The 18,802-nt window shown below is 63.0% G+C and carries 18 protein-coding genes; 6 read left to right on the top strand and 12 right to left on the bottom strand.

Translation table 11 applies throughout. From position 1 onward, the window contains the following. From AC07R1_RS12780 to AC07R1_RS12770, 3 genes are all read right to left on the bottom strand, one after another. Positions 1-927 (bottom strand): SdiA-regulated domain-containing protein, encoded by a 927-nt coding sequence (locus AC07R1_RS12780; RefSeq protein WP_065365071.1) that lies wholly within the window; start codon positions 925-927, stop codon positions 1-3. A gap of 164 nt (positions 928-1,091) precedes the next feature. Further along, positions 1,092-1,757, bottom strand: a complete 666-nt coding sequence (locus AC07R1_RS12775) for a fumarylacetoacetate hydrolase family protein (protein WP_011064082.1) — start codon at positions 1,755-1,757, stop codon at positions 1,092-1,094. Between the two features lie 43 nt (positions 1,758-1,800). Next, positions 1,801-3,195, bottom strand: coding sequence for an FAD-binding oxidoreductase (locus AC07R1_RS12770; protein WP_495110580.1), 1,395 nt, complete (start codon positions 3,193-3,195; stop codon positions 1,801-1,803). A 204-nt stretch (positions 3,196-3,399) separates the two neighbouring features. Here AC07R1_RS12770 and serA point away from each other — a divergent pair, with 204 nt between their 5' ends. After that, positions 3,400-4,629, top strand: coding sequence for a phosphoglycerate dehydrogenase (gene serA / locus AC07R1_RS12765; RefSeq protein WP_011064084.1), 1,230 nt, complete (start codon positions 3,400-3,402; stop codon positions 4,627-4,629). 60 nt (positions 4,630-4,689) lie between these two features. On the opposite strand, the gene AC07R1_RS12760 is transcribed toward serA, so the two are convergent. Further along, on the bottom strand, positions 4,690-5,127 hold the full coding sequence (locus tag AC07R1_RS12760) for a DUF4399 domain-containing protein (protein WP_011064085.1): 438 nt from the start codon (positions 5,125-5,127) through the stop codon (positions 4,690-4,692). A gap of 132 nt (positions 5,128-5,259) precedes the next feature. On the opposite strand from AC07R1_RS12760, the gene AC07R1_RS12755 reads away from it, so the two are divergent. Beyond that, entirely contained in the window at positions 5,260-6,045 is a 786-nt protein-coding gene (locus tag AC07R1_RS12755; protein WP_495110579.1) for a transporter substrate-binding domain-containing protein, read from the top strand. 149 nt (positions 6,046-6,194) lie between these two features. Here the strand turns inward: AC07R1_RS12755 and AC07R1_RS12750 are convergent, their stop codons facing one another. Continuing rightward, positions 6,195-6,683 carry a 2-thiouracil desulfurase family protein gene (locus AC07R1_RS12750; protein ID WP_495110578.1) on the bottom strand — a complete coding sequence of 163 codons (489 nt, stop codon included), beginning with the start codon at positions 6,681-6,683 and terminating at the stop codon, positions 6,195-6,197. A gap of 2 nt (positions 6,684-6,685) precedes the next feature. Then, positions 6,686-7,318 (bottom strand): 2OG-Fe(II) oxygenase, encoded by a 633-nt coding sequence (locus AC07R1_RS12745; RefSeq protein ID WP_011064088.1) that lies wholly within the window; start codon positions 7,316-7,318, stop codon positions 6,686-6,688. A gap of 161 nt (positions 7,319-7,479) precedes the next feature. Here AC07R1_RS12745 and AC07R1_RS12740 point away from each other — a divergent pair, with 161 nt between their 5' ends. Continuing rightward, the gene (locus AC07R1_RS12740; protein WP_011064089.1) at positions 7,480-8,232 is read left to right on the top strand and encodes a DUF2059 domain-containing protein; all 753 of its coding nucleotides are present in this window, start codon (positions 7,480-7,482) and stop codon (positions 8,230-8,232) included. 134 nt (positions 8,233-8,366) lie between these two features. On the opposite strand, the gene bipL is transcribed toward AC07R1_RS12740, so the two are convergent. Then, a complete protein-coding gene (gene bipL, locus AC07R1_RS12735) occupies positions 8,367-9,305 on the bottom strand; it encodes a phospholipase BipL (protein ID WP_019093426.1) in 939 nt (312 codons plus the stop codon). A gap of 110 nt (positions 9,306-9,415) precedes the next feature. On the opposite strand from bipL, the gene AC07R1_RS12730 reads away from it, so the two are divergent. Continuing rightward, positions 9,416-10,003, top strand: coding sequence for a DUF6436 domain-containing protein (locus tag AC07R1_RS12730; RefSeq protein ID WP_495110577.1), 588 nt, complete (start codon positions 9,416-9,418; stop codon positions 10,001-10,003). A gap of 95 nt (positions 10,004-10,098) precedes the next feature. Then, complete coding sequence (locus AC07R1_RS12725) at positions 10,099-12,519, top strand: penicillin acylase family protein (RefSeq protein WP_019093424.1); 2,421 nt, start codon at positions 10,099-10,101, stop codon at positions 12,517-12,519. A 90-nt stretch (positions 12,520-12,609) separates the two neighbouring features. Here AC07R1_RS12725 and AC07R1_RS12720 read toward each other — a convergent pair whose 3' ends face one another. Continuing rightward, positions 12,610-13,578, bottom strand: coding sequence for a GlxA family transcriptional regulator (locus AC07R1_RS12720; protein ID WP_019093423.1), 969 nt, complete (start codon positions 13,576-13,578; stop codon positions 12,610-12,612). A gap of 205 nt (positions 13,579-13,783) precedes the next feature. Between AC07R1_RS12720 and AC07R1_RS12715 the strand changes: the two genes are divergently transcribed. Beyond that, positions 13,784-14,425 carry an HD domain-containing protein gene (locus tag AC07R1_RS12715; RefSeq protein WP_011064094.1) on the top strand — a complete coding sequence of 214 codons (642 nt, stop codon included), beginning with the start codon at positions 13,784-13,786 and terminating at the stop codon, positions 14,423-14,425. 148 nt (positions 14,426-14,573) lie between these two features. Here the strand turns inward: AC07R1_RS12715 and AC07R1_RS12710 are convergent, their stop codons facing one another. The 4 genes from AC07R1_RS12710 to AC07R1_RS12695 all read right to left on the bottom strand — a co-directional run bounded on the left by AC07R1_RS12710 (position 14,574) and on the right by AC07R1_RS12695 (position 18,686). Beyond that, positions 14,574-15,464 carry an ABC transporter permease subunit gene (locus AC07R1_RS12710; RefSeq protein ID WP_011064095.1) on the bottom strand — a complete coding sequence of 297 codons (891 nt, stop codon included), beginning with the start codon at positions 15,462-15,464 and terminating at the stop codon, positions 14,574-14,576. Next, positions 15,461-16,342, bottom strand: a complete 882-nt coding sequence (locus AC07R1_RS12705) for an ABC transporter permease subunit (RefSeq protein WP_169892555.1) — start codon at positions 16,340-16,342, stop codon at positions 15,461-15,463. Before AC07R1_RS12705 ends, AC07R1_RS12710 begins: the two co-directional genes overlap by 4 nt. A 35-nt stretch (positions 16,343-16,377) precedes the next feature. Beyond that, positions 16,378-17,520 (bottom strand): ABC transporter ATP-binding protein, encoded by a 1,143-nt coding sequence (locus AC07R1_RS12700; protein ID WP_041120308.1) that lies wholly within the window; start codon positions 17,518-17,520, stop codon positions 16,378-16,380. Positions 17,521-17,591: 71 nt separating this feature from the next. Further along, positions 17,592-18,686: a polyamine ABC transporter substrate-binding protein gene (locus tag AC07R1_RS12695; protein ID WP_015637412.1), complete on the bottom strand. Its 1,095-nt coding sequence runs from the start codon at positions 18,684-18,686 to the stop codon at positions 17,592-17,594. Between the last annotated feature and the right edge of the window lie 116 nt (positions 18,687-18,802).

The raw sequence follows: 18,802 nt of genomic DNA, 5'->3' as shown, positions 1-18,802 counted from the left end.
TCACTGCTTCTCGAAGCGATAGAACAGGTTGGGCTCGCTGACCATGTACAGGTTGCCGGCCTCATCCATGGCCACCCCTTCGGCCCGGGGAATGGTTTTTTCCAGGCCATTGAAGCCACCGAGCAGGGCCATGAAGCTGACCTGTTCGCCCTGCTCGTCCAGTTCCAGCAACAGATGGGAATCAGCCGACAGCACCAGGGTATGGCCGGTGCGCGGGTCGATACCCAGGGCCGAAAGGTTGCGCAAGTCGAGTTCGTCGCTGGCCAGCTTCTGCTTGTCGCCCTTGAGTACCTGGCTACCGTCGCTGCTCCAGGTAAACAACGCCGGCGGGCGCTCCTCCCCCAGCAGCAACTGTTGCTTGCGCGGGTTCCAGGCAATGGCTTCGAATGCCTTGTTCTGGTCTGCCGAAGGGCCCAGGTCGTATTTGGGGAAGTCCGCGACATTCAGCGACTGGGTATTGGCATCGACCTTGACGATCACCAGCGAATGCTCGCGCTCATCGACAATCGCCAGCAGGCCATTCTCCAGGACCGCAACCCCTTCCGGGTTGCTCCAGCCCACCAGAGGCATCTTGCGCAGGACGTCGCCTTGCAGCGACAGCTCCACCAGGAATGGGTGCTTGCCCATTACCGAAAACAGGGTCTTGGTCTGGGGGTTATAGGAAAGATCGGAGGCTTCGTCCCGCTCCATGCCTGGCAGGACCTTGGCATCGATCACCGCCCGGTAGCTGGGCAGCCAGATACTGGAGCTGCGTTCGGCGGTACTGACAAAACCTTCCTGAACCCAGAGTGCCCCACGGTCATCCCAATGCATGAGGCTGGCTACGCCATAGCAGATCACGCCCGCCAACAGCAGCCAGGAATACCAGCGCATGCGCAATCGCAAGCGGCGGATGAGGCGAGGTTTAGGTAGAGGGTGGGCGTCCATCACACAGATTCCAGAAGCACGGCCAAAGGTAATAGCACAGGGATTTCAGATCCGCGAACCATAAGCTTCGGAATTATCCGGGAAAAATGTGAAAAAACGGTTAAAGCCGGTGATCTCTCTGCGCCCGGCCCTGGATTACCGGGCCCAGCGCAGAAAGATTCGGATCAACGGACGCTGCTGGTGAAACGGCTGGCACCGGGAAGCTCCAGCACCAGCTCATCGCCGACATTCAGCGGCCCAACCCCGACCGGCGTGCCGGTGAGGATCACATCGCCGGCCTGCAGGGAGAAACAACCGGCCATGTACTGGATCATCGGCACTATGGGGTTGAGCATGATGGCGCTGTTGCCGTCCTGGCGTACTTCACCGTTGATGGTCAGGCGAATGCCGATGTCGGTCAGGTCGGCGAAGGTGCTGCCCACCACAAAGGGCGCGATCACCGCCGCGCCGTCGAACGACTTGGCGATTTCCCAGGGCAGGCCCTTGGCTTTGAGTTCGGCCTGCTTGTCCCGCAGGGTCAGGTCCAGTGCCGGGGCAAAGCCGGAAATGGCATCCAGCACTTCTTCGCGGCTGGGTTTGGTGGAGAGCGGCTTGCCGATCAACACCGCGATTTCCGCTTCGTAGTGCACCGAACCACGCTCGGTGGGAATGGCGAACCCACCTTCCAGGGGCACCACACAACTGCCCGGCTTGATAAACAGCAGGGGTTCGGTAGGTACCGGGTTGTCCAGCTCCTTGGCGTGCTCGGCGTAGTTGCGACCGATGCACACCACCTTGCCCACCGGAAAATGGATCCGGGTACCGTCGACATACTGGTGCTGATAGCTCATTACCGACTCCTGCTTGTGTGCTTTATCTGGACACTACCCGGCTTCAGATCGCGAAGATCTTGCCCGGATTCATGATGCCGTTCGGATCGAACACTGCCTTGACCGCCTTCATGTACTCGATCTCCACCGGCGAGCGGCTGTAGGTCAGGTAATCACGCTTGGTCATGCCCACGCCGTGTTCCGCGGAAATCGAGCCGTTGTACTTCTCGACCGTCTCGAACACCCACTTGTTGACCGTCGCGCACTTGGCAAAGAACTCGTCCTTGCTCAGGTTGTCCGGCTTGAGGATGTTCAGGTGCAGGTTGCCGTCGCCGATGTGGCCGAACCAGACGATTTCGAAGTCCGGGTAATGCTTGCCGACGATGGCGTCGATTTCCTGAAGGAAGGCCGGGACTTTCGACACAGTGACCGAAATGTCGTTCTTGTACGGCGTCCAGTGGGAAATGGTCTCGGAGATGTATTCGCGCAGCTTCCACAGGTTGTGCAACTGGGTTTCGCTCTGGCTCATCACGCCGTCCAGCACCCAGCCCTGCTCGACACAGTGCTCGAAGGTTTCCAGGGCGTGGTTGGCCACTTCCTCGGTGGTGGCTTCGAACTCCAGCAGCGCATAGAACGGGCAGTCGGACTCGAACGGTGCCGGTACGTCGCCACGGGCCAGGACCTTGGCCAGGGCCTTGTCGGAGAAGAACTCGAAGGCCGTCAGATCCAGCTTGCCCTGGAAGGCGTGCAACACGGGCATGATCGAGTCGAAATCAGGGGTGCCCAGGACCATCGCCGTGAGGTTCTTCGGTGCCCGGTCCAGGCGCATGGTGGCCTCGACCACGAAGCCCAGGGTGCCCTCGGCGCCGATGAACAGCTGGCGCAAGTCATAGCCGGTGGCGTTCTTGATCAGGTCCTTGTTCAGCTCCAGCAGGTCGCCCTTGCCGGTGACCACCTTCATGCCGGCCACCCAATTGCGGGTCATGCCGTAGCGAATGACCTTGATCCCGCCGGCATTGGTACCGATATTGCCGCCAATCTGGCTGGAACCTGCAGAAGCGAAATCCACCGGGTAGTACAGGCCGTTTTCTTGCGCCAGGTTCTGCAACTGCTCGGTGACCACGCCCGGCTGGCACACCACGGTGCGGTCGGTCAGGTTCAGGTCGAGGATCTGGTTCATATAGTCGAAGGACACCACCACCTCGCCGTTGGCTGCCACCGCTGCCGCCGAAAGCCCGGTGCGACCGCCCGAAGGCACCAGCGCAACCTTGTGCTGATTGGCCCAGCGCACAATGGCCTGGACCTGCTCGATGGTTTTCGGAAACACGACGGCTGTCGGGGCCGGGGCGAAATGCTTGGTCCAATCCTTGCCGTAAGCATTCAGGGAGTCAGCGTCGGTCAGCACCTTGCCAGGCTCAACCAGGGTCTTCAGCTCATCAATCAGGGCAGGATTGGTCATCGACAGAACTCTCGAACAATTCATGGTCATCCTGAGAACGCTTCACGTCGCAGGAATGAGTGTTTAGCGGGGCGCGTATGCTAGCATACCGCCCCCGCAGGAGAGTGCCCAAGGGCCTTTCTGCGGTGTCGGCCCAGTGCCGCCCAGGTCAGCTCAAGCTGTCCACTTCCCTGCCATTTTTCTCCGGGACACAGGTTTACGCAGATGAGCAAGACTTCTCTCGATAAGAGCAAGATCAAGTTCCTTCTCCTCGAAGGCGTCCACCAATCCGCTGTCGACGTCCTCAAGGCCGCCGGCTACACCAGCATCGAGTACCTCACCGGTTCTCTGCCGGAAGCCCAGCTCAAGGAAAAGATCGCCGATGCACACTTCATCGGCATTCGCTCCCGCACTCAACTGACCGAAGAGATCTTCGACCACGCGAAGAAACTGGTCGCAGTGGGCTGCTTCTGCATCGGTACCAACCAGGTTGACCTGTCCGCCGCTCGCGAGCGCGGCATCGCGGTGTTCAACGCGCCGTACTCCAACACCCGTTCGGTTGCCGAGCTGGTGCTGGCCGAGGCCATCCTGCTGCTGCGCGGCATCCCCGAGAAAAACGCTTCCTGCCACCGTGGCGGCTGGATCAAGAGCGCGGCCAACTCCTTCGAAATCCGTGGCAAGAAGCTGGGTATCGTCGGCTACGGCTCCATTGGTACGCAGTTGTCGGTCCTGGCCGAAGGCCTGGGCATGCAGGTGTTCTTCTACGACACCGTGACCAAGCTGCCACTGGGCAACGCCACCCAGGTGGGCAACCTGCACGAACTGCTGGGCATGTCCGACATCGTCACCCTGCACGTGCCGGAAACCGCGGCCACCCAGTGGATGATCGGCGAGAAGGAAATCCGCGCCATCAAGAAGGGCGGCATCCTGATCAACGCCGCCCGCGGCACCGTGGTCGAGCTGGACGCCCTGGCGGACGCGATCAAGGACAAGCACCTGATCGGCGCGGCCATCGACGTATTCCCGGTGGAGCCGCGCTCCAACGACGAAGAGTTCGAAAGCCCGCTGCGCGGCCTGGACAACGTGATCCTGACCCCGCACATCGGCGGTTCCACCGCTGAAGCCCAGGCCAACATCGGCCTGGAAGTGGCAGAAAAACTGGTCAAGTACAGCGACAACGGTACCTCGGTGTCCTCGGTCAACTTCCCTGAAGTGGCGCTGCCGGCCCACCCGGGCAAGCACCGTCTGCTGCACATCCACGAGAACATTCCGGGCGTAATGAGCGAGATCAACAAGGTCTTCGCCGAAAACGGCATCAACATCTCCGGTCAGTTCCTGCAGACCAACGAGAAGGTCGGCTACGTGGTGATCGACGTCGACGCCGAGTACTCGGACCTGGCGCAAGAGAAGCTGCAGCACATCAACGGTACCATCCGTTGCCGCGTGCTGTTCTAAGCCTCGATTGCGGCACAAAAAAGGGAGCCCTCTGGGCTCCCTTTTTTATCGTGTTTACGATTATTTCACTGTTACTGTGATTTTCTTGGAAACGATCACCGGGTTGAAAGGCACGTGGTTCTTGTCCCCCAGTTCCAGTTGCAGGGTGTGCTTGCCGGGTGTCAGGGTCACTTCGGTTTCGGTCTGGGCCTTGCCGAAGTGCAGGTGGTTGGCGTCCATCGGGATCGGCAGGTTCTCGGCAGGCAACTGATCGACATCGATCAGCAGGTGATGGTGGCCGGTGTTGGCGGTCTGATCGCCCGCCGGAGCCAGGGCGATGCCTTCAACGCCGAACTTGACCTTGAAGGTCTTGTCCACGGTGGCCCCGTCGGCCGGGGAAACGATAGTCACCTTGGCGCCGGCAGGTGCCTCGGTACGCGGAATTTCCGCTGCACCGGCCAGCATCGAGGTTCCCAGCAACAGACCGGCCAAAGCAGCACGCGACATAAAAATTTTCATTATCTTCTCCAGTTTTTCCGCAAATCTTTTACGGTTATGACAACTTCGTGGCAATTCGTTGTCGAAGGCACTCAACACCTTAGCAAAGCGAGCCTGAACGGCGCATCGCTCATATAAATTCAAGGAGTGACCATGCGTTTCCTGCCTGGCCTGTTACTTTTGCTGCCCCTTGCGAGCACTTGCGCTCAAGCCGAACTGATGGACGATATCAATGACCGCGGCGAGCTGCGCATCGCCCTGGAAGCCGATACACCGCCCTTCAATTTCAAGGACGACGGCAAACTCACCGGTTTCGAGGTGGAGTTGGGGCAACTGCTGGCCAGTGAACTGGACGTACGCGCGGACTTCGTGGTGACCGAGGCCGCCGAACTGCTCCCGGGAGTGGAAAGCGGCAAGTTCGACGTGGCGATCAACCACATAGCAATGACCCCGGAACTCAAGGATCGTTTCGATTTCAGCGAACCCTACAGTTATTCCAGTGCGCAGTTGATTGTGCGCAAGGAAGAGCAGCGTCCGCTGTTTTCCCTGCAGGCCCTGCGCGGCCAGGCGCTGGGGGTGGCCCAGGGCAGCCAGTTCGTCGATCAGGCGCGGACTGTGGAAGGGATCAACCTGCGCAGCTACGCCGATGCCCAGCAGCCGATCAGGGACGTGGCGGACAAGCAGATCGACGCTGCCATCAGCGATCGCCTGCTGATTCCCTACGCCATTCGCGACAGCCGCCTGCCGGTGAAGGAAGGCGCCAAGGTCGGACCGACCCTGAGCCTGGCGATCCCCTTCCAGAAAGGTAACCCGGCGTTTCGCGCGAGCCTGGACAGCGCCTTGCAGCGGATCAAGGCCGACGGGCGCCTGATGGCCCTGTCGGAGAAATGGTTCGGCATGGACGCGAGCAAACCGCCGAAGGCCGAAGCCGGGCAGTAAACGACACAAGCTGCCTGGATTGACCTGTAGCCGCAGCCTGCGAACGGCCCGAAGGGCCCCAGGGGCTTCATGGCCGCCAGAGGTCGGCGGGAAATCGTCAAGCAAGGCCCTTAGGGCCTTTTCGCAGCCTCGCTAAAGCTCGGCAGCGGCTACGAGGACAATGCGGCCAGGGCGCTGGCGGCCTCGGGCAGTTGCAGCTCGCTGAAGACTTGCACCCCGTGCTGCTTGAGCAACGCGGCGGTGACGCCCTCCCCCGAAACCTTGACCCCGCTGAAGCTGCCGTCATAGGTCAGCAGGTTGCCGCAGGATGGGCTGTGGGCCTTGAGCACGGCAACGCGGATCCGGTGCTTTTCCACCAGCTCCAGGGCCTGGCGGGCGCCAGCCAGGAACTGGGCGCTGACATCTTCACCTTCGCAGGTCATCACCGGTGCCCGGCCCTCGAGCACATCGGCACCCTGCCCGCCGGGGATCTCCGCCGGCGCCCGTGGCGTGGGCAACCCCCCAGCAACCTCCGGACACAAGGCAACCACTCGTCCCTCTTGCTGCCAGGCGGCCAGTTGATCGAACGGGCCGCTGGCACCGCCGTCGTAGCGTACGCGGTGGCCCAACAGGCAGCGGCTGACCAGGATCTTGTGCATATTCAGAACGGCTCGTTACCACGGCGCCGGAACCAGCCGGTCAGGGACAGGCGCTCCCGGGTCGCGGGCATGACTTCATGGGGGACTTCGCCGGAAAGAAACACCACCAGCCGCCCCCCGACAGGGACTACATCGTATTGCCCCCGGTCATTGAGGTACATGCGCAATTGCCCGCCCTGCTCGGGCAGCCACTCCTCATTGAGGTAGACCACCGCCGAGACCATGCGCCGGTCGTCATCGCGAAAGCGATCCACGTGGCGCTTGTAGAAGGCTCCCGGCGGGTACATCGCGAAATGGCATTCGAAATCTTCAAGCCCGAGGAACAGGCCTCGGTTCAGAGCCTCGCGCAGGCTGTCCATCAGTTCCAGGTAGCTATCGCAGGCCTGGGCCTGACCGGGCTCGAGCCACTGGATATGGTCGCCGCGTATACCCTCGCGGATCTCCTGGGCCGGCCCGCGTCCTACCGCCGCCGGCGCCAGTTCACCTTCAGCCGCACGTTTACGGCACTCAGCCGCCAGTTCGAGGGTCAGAGCCTCGGACAGGAAGACATTTTGCTGCGACCAGCCACAGGCGGCCAGGTCGTCGACAATGTTCAACAACAGCGGATGATCAGAGGGTATTTGCATGGCGCGCATAGTATCCAGCCTCAGAAAAATCTGACAGAGCCGCAGAGCGGAGGATGAAGCATTTTTTTCAATGGGCTTACACATCATCGGTTTGCCGAGGGATGCTGATACGAATTCTCGACAACCACCCTCTTGCCCCGGAGAATAGTCGCCTGCTGACAGGAGTCCTTATGCGCCGTTTGCTTTTCTCACTGTTGATCTTCTGCGCCTTGCCTGCCTGGGCAGACAGCCACGACCAGTTGTACCAGGTCGCCGGTTGGGCGCAACAGCGCGCGCATTTCAACGATGCCCTCAGCGCCGCCCAGCAGCGCTACCAGAGCAGCCTGCCGCCGGCGGTCTATCAAGCCCTGGTGGACAACAGCAACCAGCGCTTCGCACCCCAGGCCGTGGACCGTCGCGCCGAGGCCCAACTGCGGCAGAACCTGGCGGACCCCGCACCGGCCCTGGCCTTCTTCCAGTCGCCCCTGGGCCGCAAGATCGTCGCCGCCGAACTGCTGGCGACCCGCCGCGACCAGCTGGCCAAGAACGCCCAGGGCCTGCCGAAGATGCAGGCCAGCGACAACCGCCAGTTGATCATCGGCCACCTGGCCCAGGCCCTGCCGGCCCGGGAAGCGGGTGCAGAGGTGAGCCTGGCGATTGCCGGTGTCGCCGCCGACAGCCTGAGCCAGATGATTCCCGGCCTGCTGGGGGGCGGCCAGGCCCAGGGCATGCTCAACGGCCAGCGCCAGCGGCTGATGCAGCAGATCGGCAACGACCTGAACAACACCTTGCTATACGTCTATCGGGATCTGTCCGACACGGAGCTGGAAGAGTTCGCCACCTTCGCCGAATCCAGCGAAGGCAAGGCCTACTACCAGGCCGCCCTGGCAGCGATTCGCGCAGGCCTGGCGGTCGGCCAGAGCACTTCCAGCCTCGCCCCCTGACCCGGCAACTCGCCTGTGACCGCTGCCGAGCCCGCAGGCCCTTGCCTGGCAATCGCCTGACGAGCCTGCAGTAGCCTTGGGCTCTTGCGTCCCTTCGGGCCGTTCGCAGCCTGCGGCAGCGGCTGCACCAATCTCTAGAGGTGCTGGGTCAGAAAGGCGAAGTACTGATCGCGATACAACGGGATTTCATTGGCCAGGTGGTGCCGCGCATCGGGCAGCATCAACAACTCGGGCGCGGCAAACTTGCCACGAATCACCTGCAGATTGTGCTGCCAGTCCACGGTCATGTCCGCATCCCCCTGAACGATCAACGGCTGCCTGGAACTGCGGGGCGCCGCCTCCAGGCGCTTGATCCAGCGCGACAGCGCTCCCACCCAGGCCGTCGGCAAGCGTTGCGGCTGCAACGGGTCGACCTGCAGGAACGCGAGGAAATCCGGGTCGTTGGAGTTTTCACTGAAGCGCCGGGCAATGCCGGTGACGAAGGGCCGCAGCGCGTAATAACTAAGCATCGACCAGCCCCAGGCCCGCGGCCGCACCAGCGGCGAGAGCAGCATCACCTGGCCCTGGGCCGGGCTCTCGGCGCCCTGGTTGAGCAGGTGGTCCATGATGATCGCGCCGCCGGTGCTTTGCCCGAACAGGTGCCAGGGCTCGGGGAGTTCCAGGGACCGGGCCTCGGCGAACAGGCCTTGCAGCACCCGCTGGTAAACCGCGAAATCATCGATACTGGCCCGCTCGCCACTGGAAAGGCCGTGCCCGGGCAGGTCGCAGGAAATCACCACGAAACGCCGTTGCAGCGCCCACTCGATCACATGCCGGTACAAGCCCATGTGGTCGTAGAAGCCGTGGAACAGAAACAGCGTGGCCCGTGGCTGCTCCGGCCACCAGACCTGGCTCACCACTTCATAGCCGTCCACCTGGAAACGCCCCATGCGGCTACGCGGCACCAGCGCCCGCCCGGCGAAATCCAGCCCATAGAAGCGCTGGTAGGCCTGCCCCTCCACCGACAAAGGCTGCCCGGCGACCAGAGGTTGCAGGCTGGCACGCAGGTGGTCGGGGTCGAAAGTGGCGGGCATAGAGAATTCCAAAGCGGGGGTACCGGCGACAAAACGTGCTTTCTGGGCCTGCGATATTCATCTGTCGCGGCAAGCATGGCAAGCTACGCGACCTTCGAGGACCGATCTTAATGCGCCAGTCTTACCGCACGCCCCTGCTTGCCAGCCTGCTCGTCCTGATCTGCGCCGTGGTGCTGTGGAACGCCTACGAATGGTTCCAGGGCCGCTATCTGCGGGCGTTCAGCGAGCACACCGCGATGTTCTCCGGCGACCCGTTGCAACTGCCCGCCGAACTGGCCGGCCCCGGGGCGATCCGCCTGGTGCATTTCTGGGACCCGGCCTGCCCCTGCAATGTCGGTAACCAGCAGCACCTGGCCGAGCTGATCGAAACCTATGGCCCGCGGGGCGTGGAGTTCTATGCCGTACAGAAGCCCGGCAGCCACGGCCAGCTACCCGCCACCCTGAGCCGCCTGAAGCACCTCGACAACCTGCCCGGAGCGGAACAGATCCCCGCCAGCCCGGCAGTGGCGATCTGGGACCGCAACGGCAAGCTGGCCTACTTCGGCCCCTACAGCGAAGGCCTGACCTGCAATTCCAGCAACAGCTTCATCGAGCCCATCCTCCAGGCCCTTGAGGACAATCGCCCGATCAGCGCCACCCACACCCTGGCCATCGGCTGCTACTGCCCCTGGCCGGCCGAACAAGGCATTCGCGACTAATCAAGGACTGCCTCCTGCGCGGGGCCCCTGACTTGTGCTAAATCTCTGCAGCTCTCCCAAGGCGACATTGAATACAACAACAGCAAGGAGCCCGCATGAAACGCAGCCTGACCGTCGTCGCCGTACTGATCCTCGCCCTGCTGGCAGGGCTTGCCGGCTACCTGTACAGCAAGCAGCCGACGCGTCAGGGCCAGGTCGAGCTCAATGGCCTGCAAGGCTCGGTCACCGTGCGTTACGACGAACGCGGGGTGCCGCACATTCGCGCCGAAAACGAAGCCGACCTGTACCGCGCCCTGGGCTACGTGCACGCCCAGGACCGGCTGTTCCAGATGGAAGTGCTGCGGCGCCTGTCCCGGGGCGAGCTGGCAGAGGTGCTGGGGCCCAAGCTAGTGGACACCGACAAACTGTTCCGCAGCCTGCGGATTCGCGAACGGGCCGACAGCTATATCGCCGGGCTCGACCATCAGTCACCCGCCTGGAAGGCCCTGGAAGCCTATCTGGACGGCATCAACCAGTATCAGGACAGCCACGCCAGCCCCATCGAGTTCGACGTCCTGGGCATCCACAAGCGGCCTTTCACCGCAGAAGACACCGTCAGCGTCGCCGGTTTCATGGCCTACAGCTTTGCCATGGCCTTTCGCACCGAGCCGCTGCTGACCTACATCCGCGACGAGCTGGGCAATGACTACCTGAAGGTGTTCGACCTCGACTGGCAGCCCAAGGGCGTGCTGGCCAAGGGCAAGACCCCACCTTCAGCGCCACTGGCCGCCGTCGACTGGCAGGGCCTGGGCCGAATCGCCCGCCTGAGCCAGCAAGCCCTGGAAGAAGCCGGGCTGCCGCAATTCGAGGGCAGCAATGCCTGGGTGGTTTCCGGCTCGCGGACCAAGAGCGGCCGCGCGCTGCTGGCCGGCGACCCGCATATCCGCTACTCGCTGCCGTCGGTGTGGTACGAGGCCCAGCTCTCGGCCCCTGGCTTTGAACTCTACGGTCATCACCAGGCCCTGGTGCCCTTCGCCTTCCTCGGCCACAACCTGGACTTCGGCTGGAGCCTGACCATGTTCCAGAACGATGACCTCGACCTGATCGCCGAAAAGGTCAACCCGGAGAACCCCAATCAGGTCTGGTTCCACGACAAGTGGGTGGACCTGATCACCAGCGAGCAGCAGATCGCCGTCAAGGGCCAGGCCCCGGTGACCCTGACCCTGCGCCAGTCGCCCCACGGCCCGATCATCAACGACATGCTCGGCACCACCGTGGGCAAGGCGCCGATCGCCATGTGGTGGGGTTTCCTGGAAACCCCGAACCCGATCCTCGACGGCTTCTACCAGCTCAACCGCGCAGACACCCTGGCCAAGGTCCGCGCTGCGGCCGCCAAGGTCCATGCACCGGGCCTGAACATCGTCTGGGCCAACGCCAAGGGCGACATCGGCTGGTGGGCGGCGGCGCTCCTGCCCAAGCGCCCGGCGGGGGCCAAGCCGGCCTTCATCCTCGATGGCAGCACCAGCCTGGCGGACAAGGAAGGCTTCTACCCCTTCAGCGCCAACCCCCAGGAAGAGAACCCGGCCCGGGGCTATATCGTCTCGGCCAACTTCCAGCCGGTATCCCCCACCGGCATGGAGATCCCCGGCTACTACAACCTGGCCGACCGTGGTCAGCAACTGGATCGGCAGCTCAGCGACAAGAGCCAGAAATGGGACCTGGAGAACACCCAGAAACTGCAGTTGGGCACCACCACCGCCTACGGGCCGCGCCTGCTGGCGCCGCTGTTGCCGGTGTTGCGTGAAGTGGTCAGCGACCCCGAGGAACTGAAGCTGGTGGAGCAACTGGCGAAATGGCAGGGCGACTATCCGCTGGAATCCACCAGCGCGACGCTGTTCAACCAGTTCCTGTTCAACCTGGCCGATGCCACTTTCCATGAAAAACTCGGCGACGCCTATTTCGACGCCCTGATCCAGGCCCGGGTGGTGGACGCCGCCCTGCCCCGACTGGCGGCGGACCCCGACTCGCCCTGGTGGGACAACCGCACCACGCCCCAGCGCGAAAGCCGCGCCGACACGGTCAAGCTGGCCTGGCGCGCCAGTATCGACCACCTGCGCCTGACCCTGGGCGCCAACCCGGCGCAATGGCGCTGGGGCCAGGCCCACACGCTGACCCACGGCCACCCGCTGGGCATGCAGAAGCCCCTGGACCGACTGTTCAACGTCGGCCCCCTGGACGCCCCCGGTAGCCACGAGGTGCCGAACAACCTCACCGCCAAGATCGGCCCGGCGCCCTGGTCAGTAGTCTACGGGCCCTCGACCCGGCGCATCATCGACTTCGCCGACCCGGCCCACAGCCTGACCATCAACCCGGTGGGCCAGAGTGGCGTGCTGTTCGACAAGCACTACGACGATCAGGCCGAAGCCTATATCGAAGGGGTCTACCAGCAGGCGCACTTCAGCGACGAGGAAGTCACCGCCAACACCCGCAGCACCCTGAAGCTGCTGCCGGCACGCCCCCGGGTCCCCGCGCCCTGACCAGCGGCGGGTGTAGAAGCGAGCTGACCAGCGAAGAGGCCCGCAAGCCCTGCACTCCGCTGAAGGACGCCTTCGCCGGCAAGCCGGCTCCTACAAGGGTACGGTGCTGAAGTTCAGGCGGAACTGTTGCGGGGTCAGCCCCAGGCGCCGGTTGAACACGCTGCGCATGTGCTGGGCATCGCGAAAACCGCAGGCGTAGGCCACGGTCTTGAGCGGCGCCGCGCTGCGTTCGAGCATCCCCCGCGCCGCATCCATCCGCGCGCCTTCGACAAATTCCGCCGGAGTCACCCCCGCTTCTCGAACGAACACTCGGGCAAAATTGCGCGGGCTCATGTTCACCGCCCGGGCCAGCTCGGCAATGCTCAGGTCCGCCTGCAACCGGTCCTGCACATGCTGCTGGACCCGAGCCACGGTGGAGGTGGTCTCAGCCTGGGGCAGCAGAAACGGGCTGAACTGCGACTGCCCCCCCGTGCGCTGGGTGAACACCACCAGACGCTTGGCCACGCTCAGGGCCACCCCCGCACCATGATCCTGGGCCAACAGGTACAGCGACAGGTCGATGCCGGCGGTGACCCCCGCCGAAGTGAACAGCCTGCCGTCCTGGACGTACAGTCGATCAGCCTCGACCCGGGTGCCCGGGCACAGCGCAGCCAGCGCCGGTGCATCGCTCCAGTGGGTGGTCACCGTGCGCCCTTCCAGCAACCCGGCCCGGGCCAGGATGAACGCGCCGTTGCAGATCGAGCCGAAGCCCTTGGCCCGGGCGCAGGCCTCGCGCAGCCAGGCGTAGAAGGCCGGGCTGAACTGGCTGCCAGGCACCTGCGGGCCGCCCGCCACCAGCAACAAGTCAAAGGGCTCCAGGGCCTGGGTGAAGGAACAATGGGCCTGCAACAGCAGGCCATTGGAACAGGCCTGCGCCCCAGCCTCGACGCCAATCACCCGCAAGCGGTAATGATCCTCGGCCGGCAGAAACCGGTTGGCTTCGCAAAACACATCCATGGGCCCGGTGACATCGAGGGCCTGGACACCCGGAAAAACCAGCACGGCAACGCTTCTACCCATGGCGCAAACAGCCCTCAATGACCCGCGCCCGGCAACCCCGAGCGGCGGGCAATTGTCGCAAGCAAAGCTCGGGGGAACATAGCACTGGCAGGAAATGCACGCAGGTTGGCCGGGATCGCAGCCCCGGTGCGATTGTGGGCCGAAAGGGCCGGTAACAGACTGAAGGCTCCAGCGCCAGAACGGCGCCCGCCACGAGGAACGCCCCATGAGCTCCACCATCGCCGGGATCCGGATACCCGACAGCGCCCTGGCCCGGGCCACCACCGAGTACATCCGCGATGTCGAATCCGACCTGCTTTATCACCACTCGCGCCGGGTGTTCCTGTTCGGCGCCCTGAGCGGCGAACGCCGGCAGCTGGCTTACGACCCGCAGTTGCTCTACGTCGGCGCCATGTTCCACGACCTGGGGTTGGTGGAGGGCCTGCGCAGCGCCGACCAGCGCTTCGAAGTCGACGGCGCCAACGCCGCACGCGACTTTCTCCAGCCCTACGGCCTCAGCGCCGACGATATCGAGCAGGTCTGGCTGTCCATCGCCTTGCACACCACCCCAGGCATCCCCCAGCACCTGCGCCCTACCGTGGCCCTGGTCACCGCCGGGGTCGAGATGGATGTGCTGGGCATCGACTACGCCGCGTTCCCCGCGGCCCAGCGTGAAGCCGTGGTCCACGCCCACCCGCGCGGTGAAGGCTTCAAGGAATGCATCATCTGCGCCTTCGCCGACGGCCTGCGCCATCGCCCGCAAACCACCTTCGGCAACGTCAAGACCGACGTCCTGGCCGACCAGCAGCCAGGGTTCAAGGCGTTGAATTTCGTCGAGGTGATTCGCCGTTCACCCTGGCAATCCTGACCCACCACCTCCACTGCAGGAGCTGGCTGGCCAGCGAAGAGACCCGCAAGCCCAATCCGCTTGTGGAGGGTGCTTGCCCCGGCAAGGGCCAATAAAAAACCTCGCTCCCGGAAACCGGGGCGAGGTTTTTTGATGACACAACCGCAACTCAGGCGGTTTCCGGCGCCTGGGCCCGACGCACGTCCGGCTGTTTCCAGGAGTCGGCAGCGCTTTCCTCGATGGCCTGCTGGATCGCCCGCTTGCGGGCTTCTTCGGCGCGCCGGCTGAAGAACCAGACCAGGAAGGTCACCAGGGACACCGCCAGCAGGATCAGGCTGGCCACGGCGTTGATCTCCGGCTTCACCCCCAGGCGCACCGCCGAGAACACTTCCATCGGCAAGGTGGTGGAACCCGGGCCGGAAACGAAGCTGGCCAGTACCAGGTCATCCAGGGACAGGGCGAAGGACATCATGCCGCCGGCCGCCAGCGAAGGCGCGATCATCGGGATGGTGATCAGGAAGAACACCTTCCACGGCCGCGCGCCCAGGTCCATGGCCGCCTCTTCGATGGACAGGTCCAGCTCACGCAGGCGGGCCGACACCACCACTGCCACATAGGCGGCGCAGAACGTGGTGTGGGCGATCCAGATGGTGACGATGCCGCGCTCCTGAGGCCAGCCGACCGCCTGGGCCATGGCCACGAACAGCAGCAGCAAGGAAAGACCGGTGATCACTTCCGGCATCACCAGCGGCGCGGTGACCAGGCCACCGAACAGGGTACGACCCTTGAAGCGGGTGATCCGGGTCAGCACGAACGCCGCCAGGGTGCCCAGTGCCACCGCCGCTACAGCGGTGTAACAGGCGATTTCCAGGGAGCGCATCACCGAGCCCATCAGTTGCTGGTTATCCAGCAGGCCGATGTACCACTTGATTGACCAGCCGCCCCACACCGTCACCAGCTTGGAGGCGTTGAACGAGTAGATCACCAGGATCAGCATCGGCAGATAGATGAACAACAGGCCGAGCACCAGCATCAGGCTGGAGAAACTGAAGCGCTTCATTCCTTGCCCTCCATTTCCTTGGCCTGACTGCGGTTGAACAGGATGATCGGCACAATCAGGATCGCCAGCATCACCACCGCCAGGGCGGATGCCACCGGCCAGTCACGGTTGTTGAAGAACTCTTGCCACAGCACCTTGCCGATCATCAGGGTTTCCGGACCGCCCAGCAGTTCCGGAATCACGAACTCACCCACCACCGGGATGAACACCAGCATGCAGCCGGCGATGATGCCGTTCTTGGACAGCGGCACGGTGATTTTCCAGAAGCTGTTGAAGGTGCTCGAACCCAGGTCGGCCGCGGCCTCCAGCAGGCTGGTGTCGTGTTTCACCAGGTTCGCGTACAGCGGCAGGATCATGAACGGCAGGTAGGAATAGACCACCCCGATATACACCGCGATGTTGGTGTTGAGGATCTGCAGCGGCTCGTTGATCCAGCCCATGGACATCAGGAAGCCATTGAGCAGGCCGTTGTTGCTGAGGATGCCCATCCAGGCATAGACGCGGATCAGGATCGCGGTCCAGGTCGGCATCATGATCAGCAGCACCAGCACCGTCTGCAATTCCTTGCGGGCACTGGCGATGGCGTAGGCCATCGGGTAGCCGATCAGCAGGCAGAGGATGGTGCTGAAGAACGCCATCTTCAGCGAGCCGAGGTAGGCGGCGATATAGAGTTCGTCGTCGCCGAGCATCGCGTAGTTGCCCAGGTTCAGCAGCAACTGCAGCTTCTGGTCGACGTAGCTGTAGATCTCGGTGTACGGCGGAATGGCCACGTCCGCTTCGGCGAAGCTGATCTTCAGGACGATGAAGAACGGCAGCATGAAGAACAGGAACAGCCAGATGAACGGAACCCCGATGACCAGCTGACGGCCACCGGGAATTATTCGATTGAGTCGGCGCTTGAGCTTTCGCATGTTCATGAGCGCAGTACCACGCCGCTGTCGTCTTCCCACCAGACGTAGACCTGGTCACCCCAGGTCGGCCGCGCACCACGGCGCTCGGCGTTGGCGACGAAGGATTGCACCAGTTTGCCGCTCGGCAGCTCGACGTAGAACACCGAGTGGCCGCCCAGGTAGGCAATGTCGTGGACCTTGCCGCTGGACCAGTTGTACTCGCAGGTCGGCATCTCGGCAGTCACCAGGAGCTTCTCCGGGCGGATCGCGTAGGTCACCGATTTGTCCTGCACCGAAGTGCTGATGCCGTGGCCGACATAGATGCTGCGGTCCAGGTCCTTGCAGGTGATCAGCGCGTGGCCCTCGGCATCGTCCACCACTTCACCCTCGAAGATGTTGACGTTGCCGATGAATTCGCAGACCAGGCGGCTGACCGGGGTCTCGTAGATGTCGATCGGGCTGCCGATCTGGGCGATCCAGCCCAGGTGCATGATGGCGATGCGTTCGGCCATGGTCATGGCCTCTTCCTGGTCGTGGGTCACCATTACGCAGGTCACGCCCACGCGCTCGATGATCTCCACCAGCTCCAGTTGCATCTGTGAGCGCAGCTTCTTGTCCAGGGCGCCCATGGGCTCGTCCAGCAAGAGCAGCTTGGGACGCTTGGCCAGGGAACGGGCCAGGGCCACGCGCTGGCGCTGGCCGCCGGAGAGCTGGTGCGGCTTGCGCTTGGCGTACTGGCTCATCTGCACCAGCTTGAGCATCTCTGCCACCCGGGCGTCGATCTCGGCGGCAGGGATCTTGTCCTGCTTGAGGCCGAAGGCGATGTTCTGGGCCACGGTCATGTGGGGGAACAGGGCGTAGGACTGGAACATCATGTTGATCGGCCGCTCGTAGGGCGGCATGTCAGTGATGTCTACACCATCGAGGAAGATTCGCCCCTCCGTTGGCCGTTCGAAGCCGGCCAGCATCCGCAGCAAGGTGGACTTGCCTGAACCCGAACCGCCGAGCAGGGCGAAGATCTCGCCCTTCTTGATTTCCAGGGACACATCGTCCACGGCAACCGTCTCGTCGAACTTCTTCGTGACCCGGTCGATTTTGACCAGCACCTGCTTAGGTGTCTGGTCGCCCTCGAGGGCTTTCTTATAGGCGCCGGAGGCAACTGCCATTTGCGAAACTCCCAACAAAATTTGCAGCCCGCCCCATGCGGGCGGACCTTGGATAGTTTGAGCCTGTGGAACTATTTACCCGTCTTGACCTTGGTCCAGCTGCGGGTCATCAAGCGTTGGATATTGGGTGGCAACTCGGTGGACACGTAGGTCTTGTCGAGCACTTCCTGCGGTGGGTAGACCGCTTCGTCGGTGCGGATGGACTGCTCCATCAGCTTGTCCGACCCGGGGTTGGGGTTGGCATAACCGACATAGTCACTGACCTGAGCGATCACTTCAGGTTGCAGCAAATAGTTGATGAAGGCGTGGGCCTGCTTGACGTTGGTCGAATCCTTGGGGATCGCCAGCATGTCGAACCACAGGGCACCGCCCTCCTTCGGAATCGCATAGGCGATGTTCACACCCTTGCCGGCATCGGCGGCCCGGGCCTTGGCCTGGAACACATCGCCGGAAAACCCGATGGCCACGCAGATATTGCCGTTGGCCAGGTCCGAGATGTACTTGGACGAATGGAAGTAGGTCACGTAGGGGCGTACCGCCAGCAGCGTGGCCTCGGCCTTCTTGTAGTCCTGGGGGTTGGTGCTGTTGGCGTTCAGGCCCAGGTAGTTGAGGACCGTGGGCATCATCTCGTCGGCGGAGTCGAGGAAGGCCACGCCGCAGCTGTTGAGCTTCTTGATGTTCTCCGGCTCGAACAGCACGCTCCAGGAATCGATCTTGTCCACGCCCAGGGCGGCCTTGACCTTGTCGACGTTGTAGCCGATGCCGTTGGTACCCCACAGGTACGGCACCGCGTACTGGTTGCCCGGATCGTTCATTTCCAGACGCTTGAGCAGTACCGGGTCAAGGTTCGAATAGTGGGTCAGCAGGCTCTTGTCGAGCTTCTGGAAAGCCCCGGCCTTGATCTGCTTGCCCAGGAAGTGGTTGGACGGCACGACCACGTCATAACCGGTACGGCCGGCCAGCAACTTGCCTTCCAGGGTTTCATTGGAATCGAATACGTCATACACCGGCTTGATACCGGTGGCCTTTTCAAACTCGGCCAGGGTGTTCTGACCGATGTAATCGGACCAGTTATAAATATGCACGGTCGGTGCAGCCTGGACGCCAGCCATCAGCGTCAGGCCGGCGGCGGCCAGCATGGCTTTGCGAAATAAAGAAATAGGCAAGTGGAGGTCCTCTTAAATAGTTGGGCCCAAGTTGCCCCGCGCTACCTGACAGCCTCCAAGCTGCCCAGCAACAAAACCGGCGCGCAACTTACCCTCGATAAACCAATCCAGCAAAA

The sequence above is a fragment of the Pseudomonas sp. GW821-FHT07F01 genome (assembly GCF_059418825.1).
The sequence above is the reverse complement of the archived record's forward strand: the minus strand, read 5'-3'. Positions and strand labels throughout refer to the sequence as shown.

Excerpts from the sequence above, each read along its gene's own strand:
- AC07R1_RS12740 (WP_011064089.1), top strand. The coding sequence starts at position 7,480 with ATGCGCCGTTTGCTTTTCTCACTGTTGATCTTCTGCGCCTTGCCTGCC.
- AC07R1_RS12780 (WP_065365071.1), bottom strand. The coding sequence starts at position 927 with ATGGACGCCCACCCTCTACCTAAACCTCGCCTCATCCGCCGCTTGCGA.
- AC07R1_RS12725 (WP_019093424.1), top strand. The coding sequence starts at position 10,099 with ATGAAACGCAGCCTGACCGTCGTCGCCGTACTGATCCTCGCCCTGCTG.
- bipL (WP_019093426.1), bottom strand. The coding sequence starts at position 9,305 with ATGCCCGCCACTTTCGACCCCGACCACCTGCGTGCCAGCCTGCAACCT.
- AC07R1_RS12715 (WP_011064094.1), top strand. The coding sequence starts at position 13,784 with ATGAGCTCCACCATCGCCGGGATCCGGATACCCGACAGCGCCCTGGCC.
- AC07R1_RS12760 (WP_011064085.1), bottom strand. The coding sequence starts at position 5,127 with ATGAAAATTTTTATGTCGCGTGCTGCTTTGGCCGGTCTGTTGCTGGGA.
- AC07R1_RS12745 (WP_011064088.1), bottom strand. The coding sequence starts at position 7,318 with ATGCGCGCCATGCAAATACCCTCTGATCATCCGCTGTTGTTGAACATT.
- AC07R1_RS12755 (WP_495110579.1), top strand. The coding sequence starts at position 5,260 with ATGCGTTTCCTGCCTGGCCTGTTACTTTTGCTGCCCCTTGCGAGCACT.
- AC07R1_RS12700 (WP_041120308.1), bottom strand. The coding sequence starts at position 17,520 with ATGGCAGTTGCCTCCGGCGCCTATAAGAAAGCCCTCGAGGGCGACCAG.
- AC07R1_RS12770 (WP_495110580.1), bottom strand. The coding sequence starts at position 3,195 with ATGACCAATCCTGCCCTGATTGATGAGCTGAAGACCCTGGTTGAGCCT.
- AC07R1_RS12710 (WP_011064095.1), bottom strand. The coding sequence starts at position 15,464 with ATGAAGCGCTTCAGTTTCTCCAGCCTGATGCTGGTGCTCGGCCTGTTG.
- AC07R1_RS12750 (WP_495110578.1), bottom strand. The coding sequence starts at position 6,683 with ATGCACAAGATCCTGGTCAGCCGCTGCCTGTTGGGCCACCGCGTACGC.
- AC07R1_RS12730 (WP_495110577.1), top strand. The coding sequence starts at position 9,416 with ATGCGCCAGTCTTACCGCACGCCCCTGCTTGCCAGCCTGCTCGTCCTG.
- serA (WP_011064084.1), top strand. The coding sequence starts at position 3,400 with ATGAGCAAGACTTCTCTCGATAAGAGCAAGATCAAGTTCCTTCTCCTC.
- AC07R1_RS12720 (WP_019093423.1), bottom strand. The coding sequence starts at position 13,578 with ATGGGTAGAAGCGTTGCCGTGCTGGTTTTTCCGGGTGTCCAGGCCCTC.
- AC07R1_RS12775 (WP_011064082.1), bottom strand. The coding sequence starts at position 1,757 with ATGAGCTATCAGCACCAGTATGTCGACGGTACCCGGATCCATTTTCCG.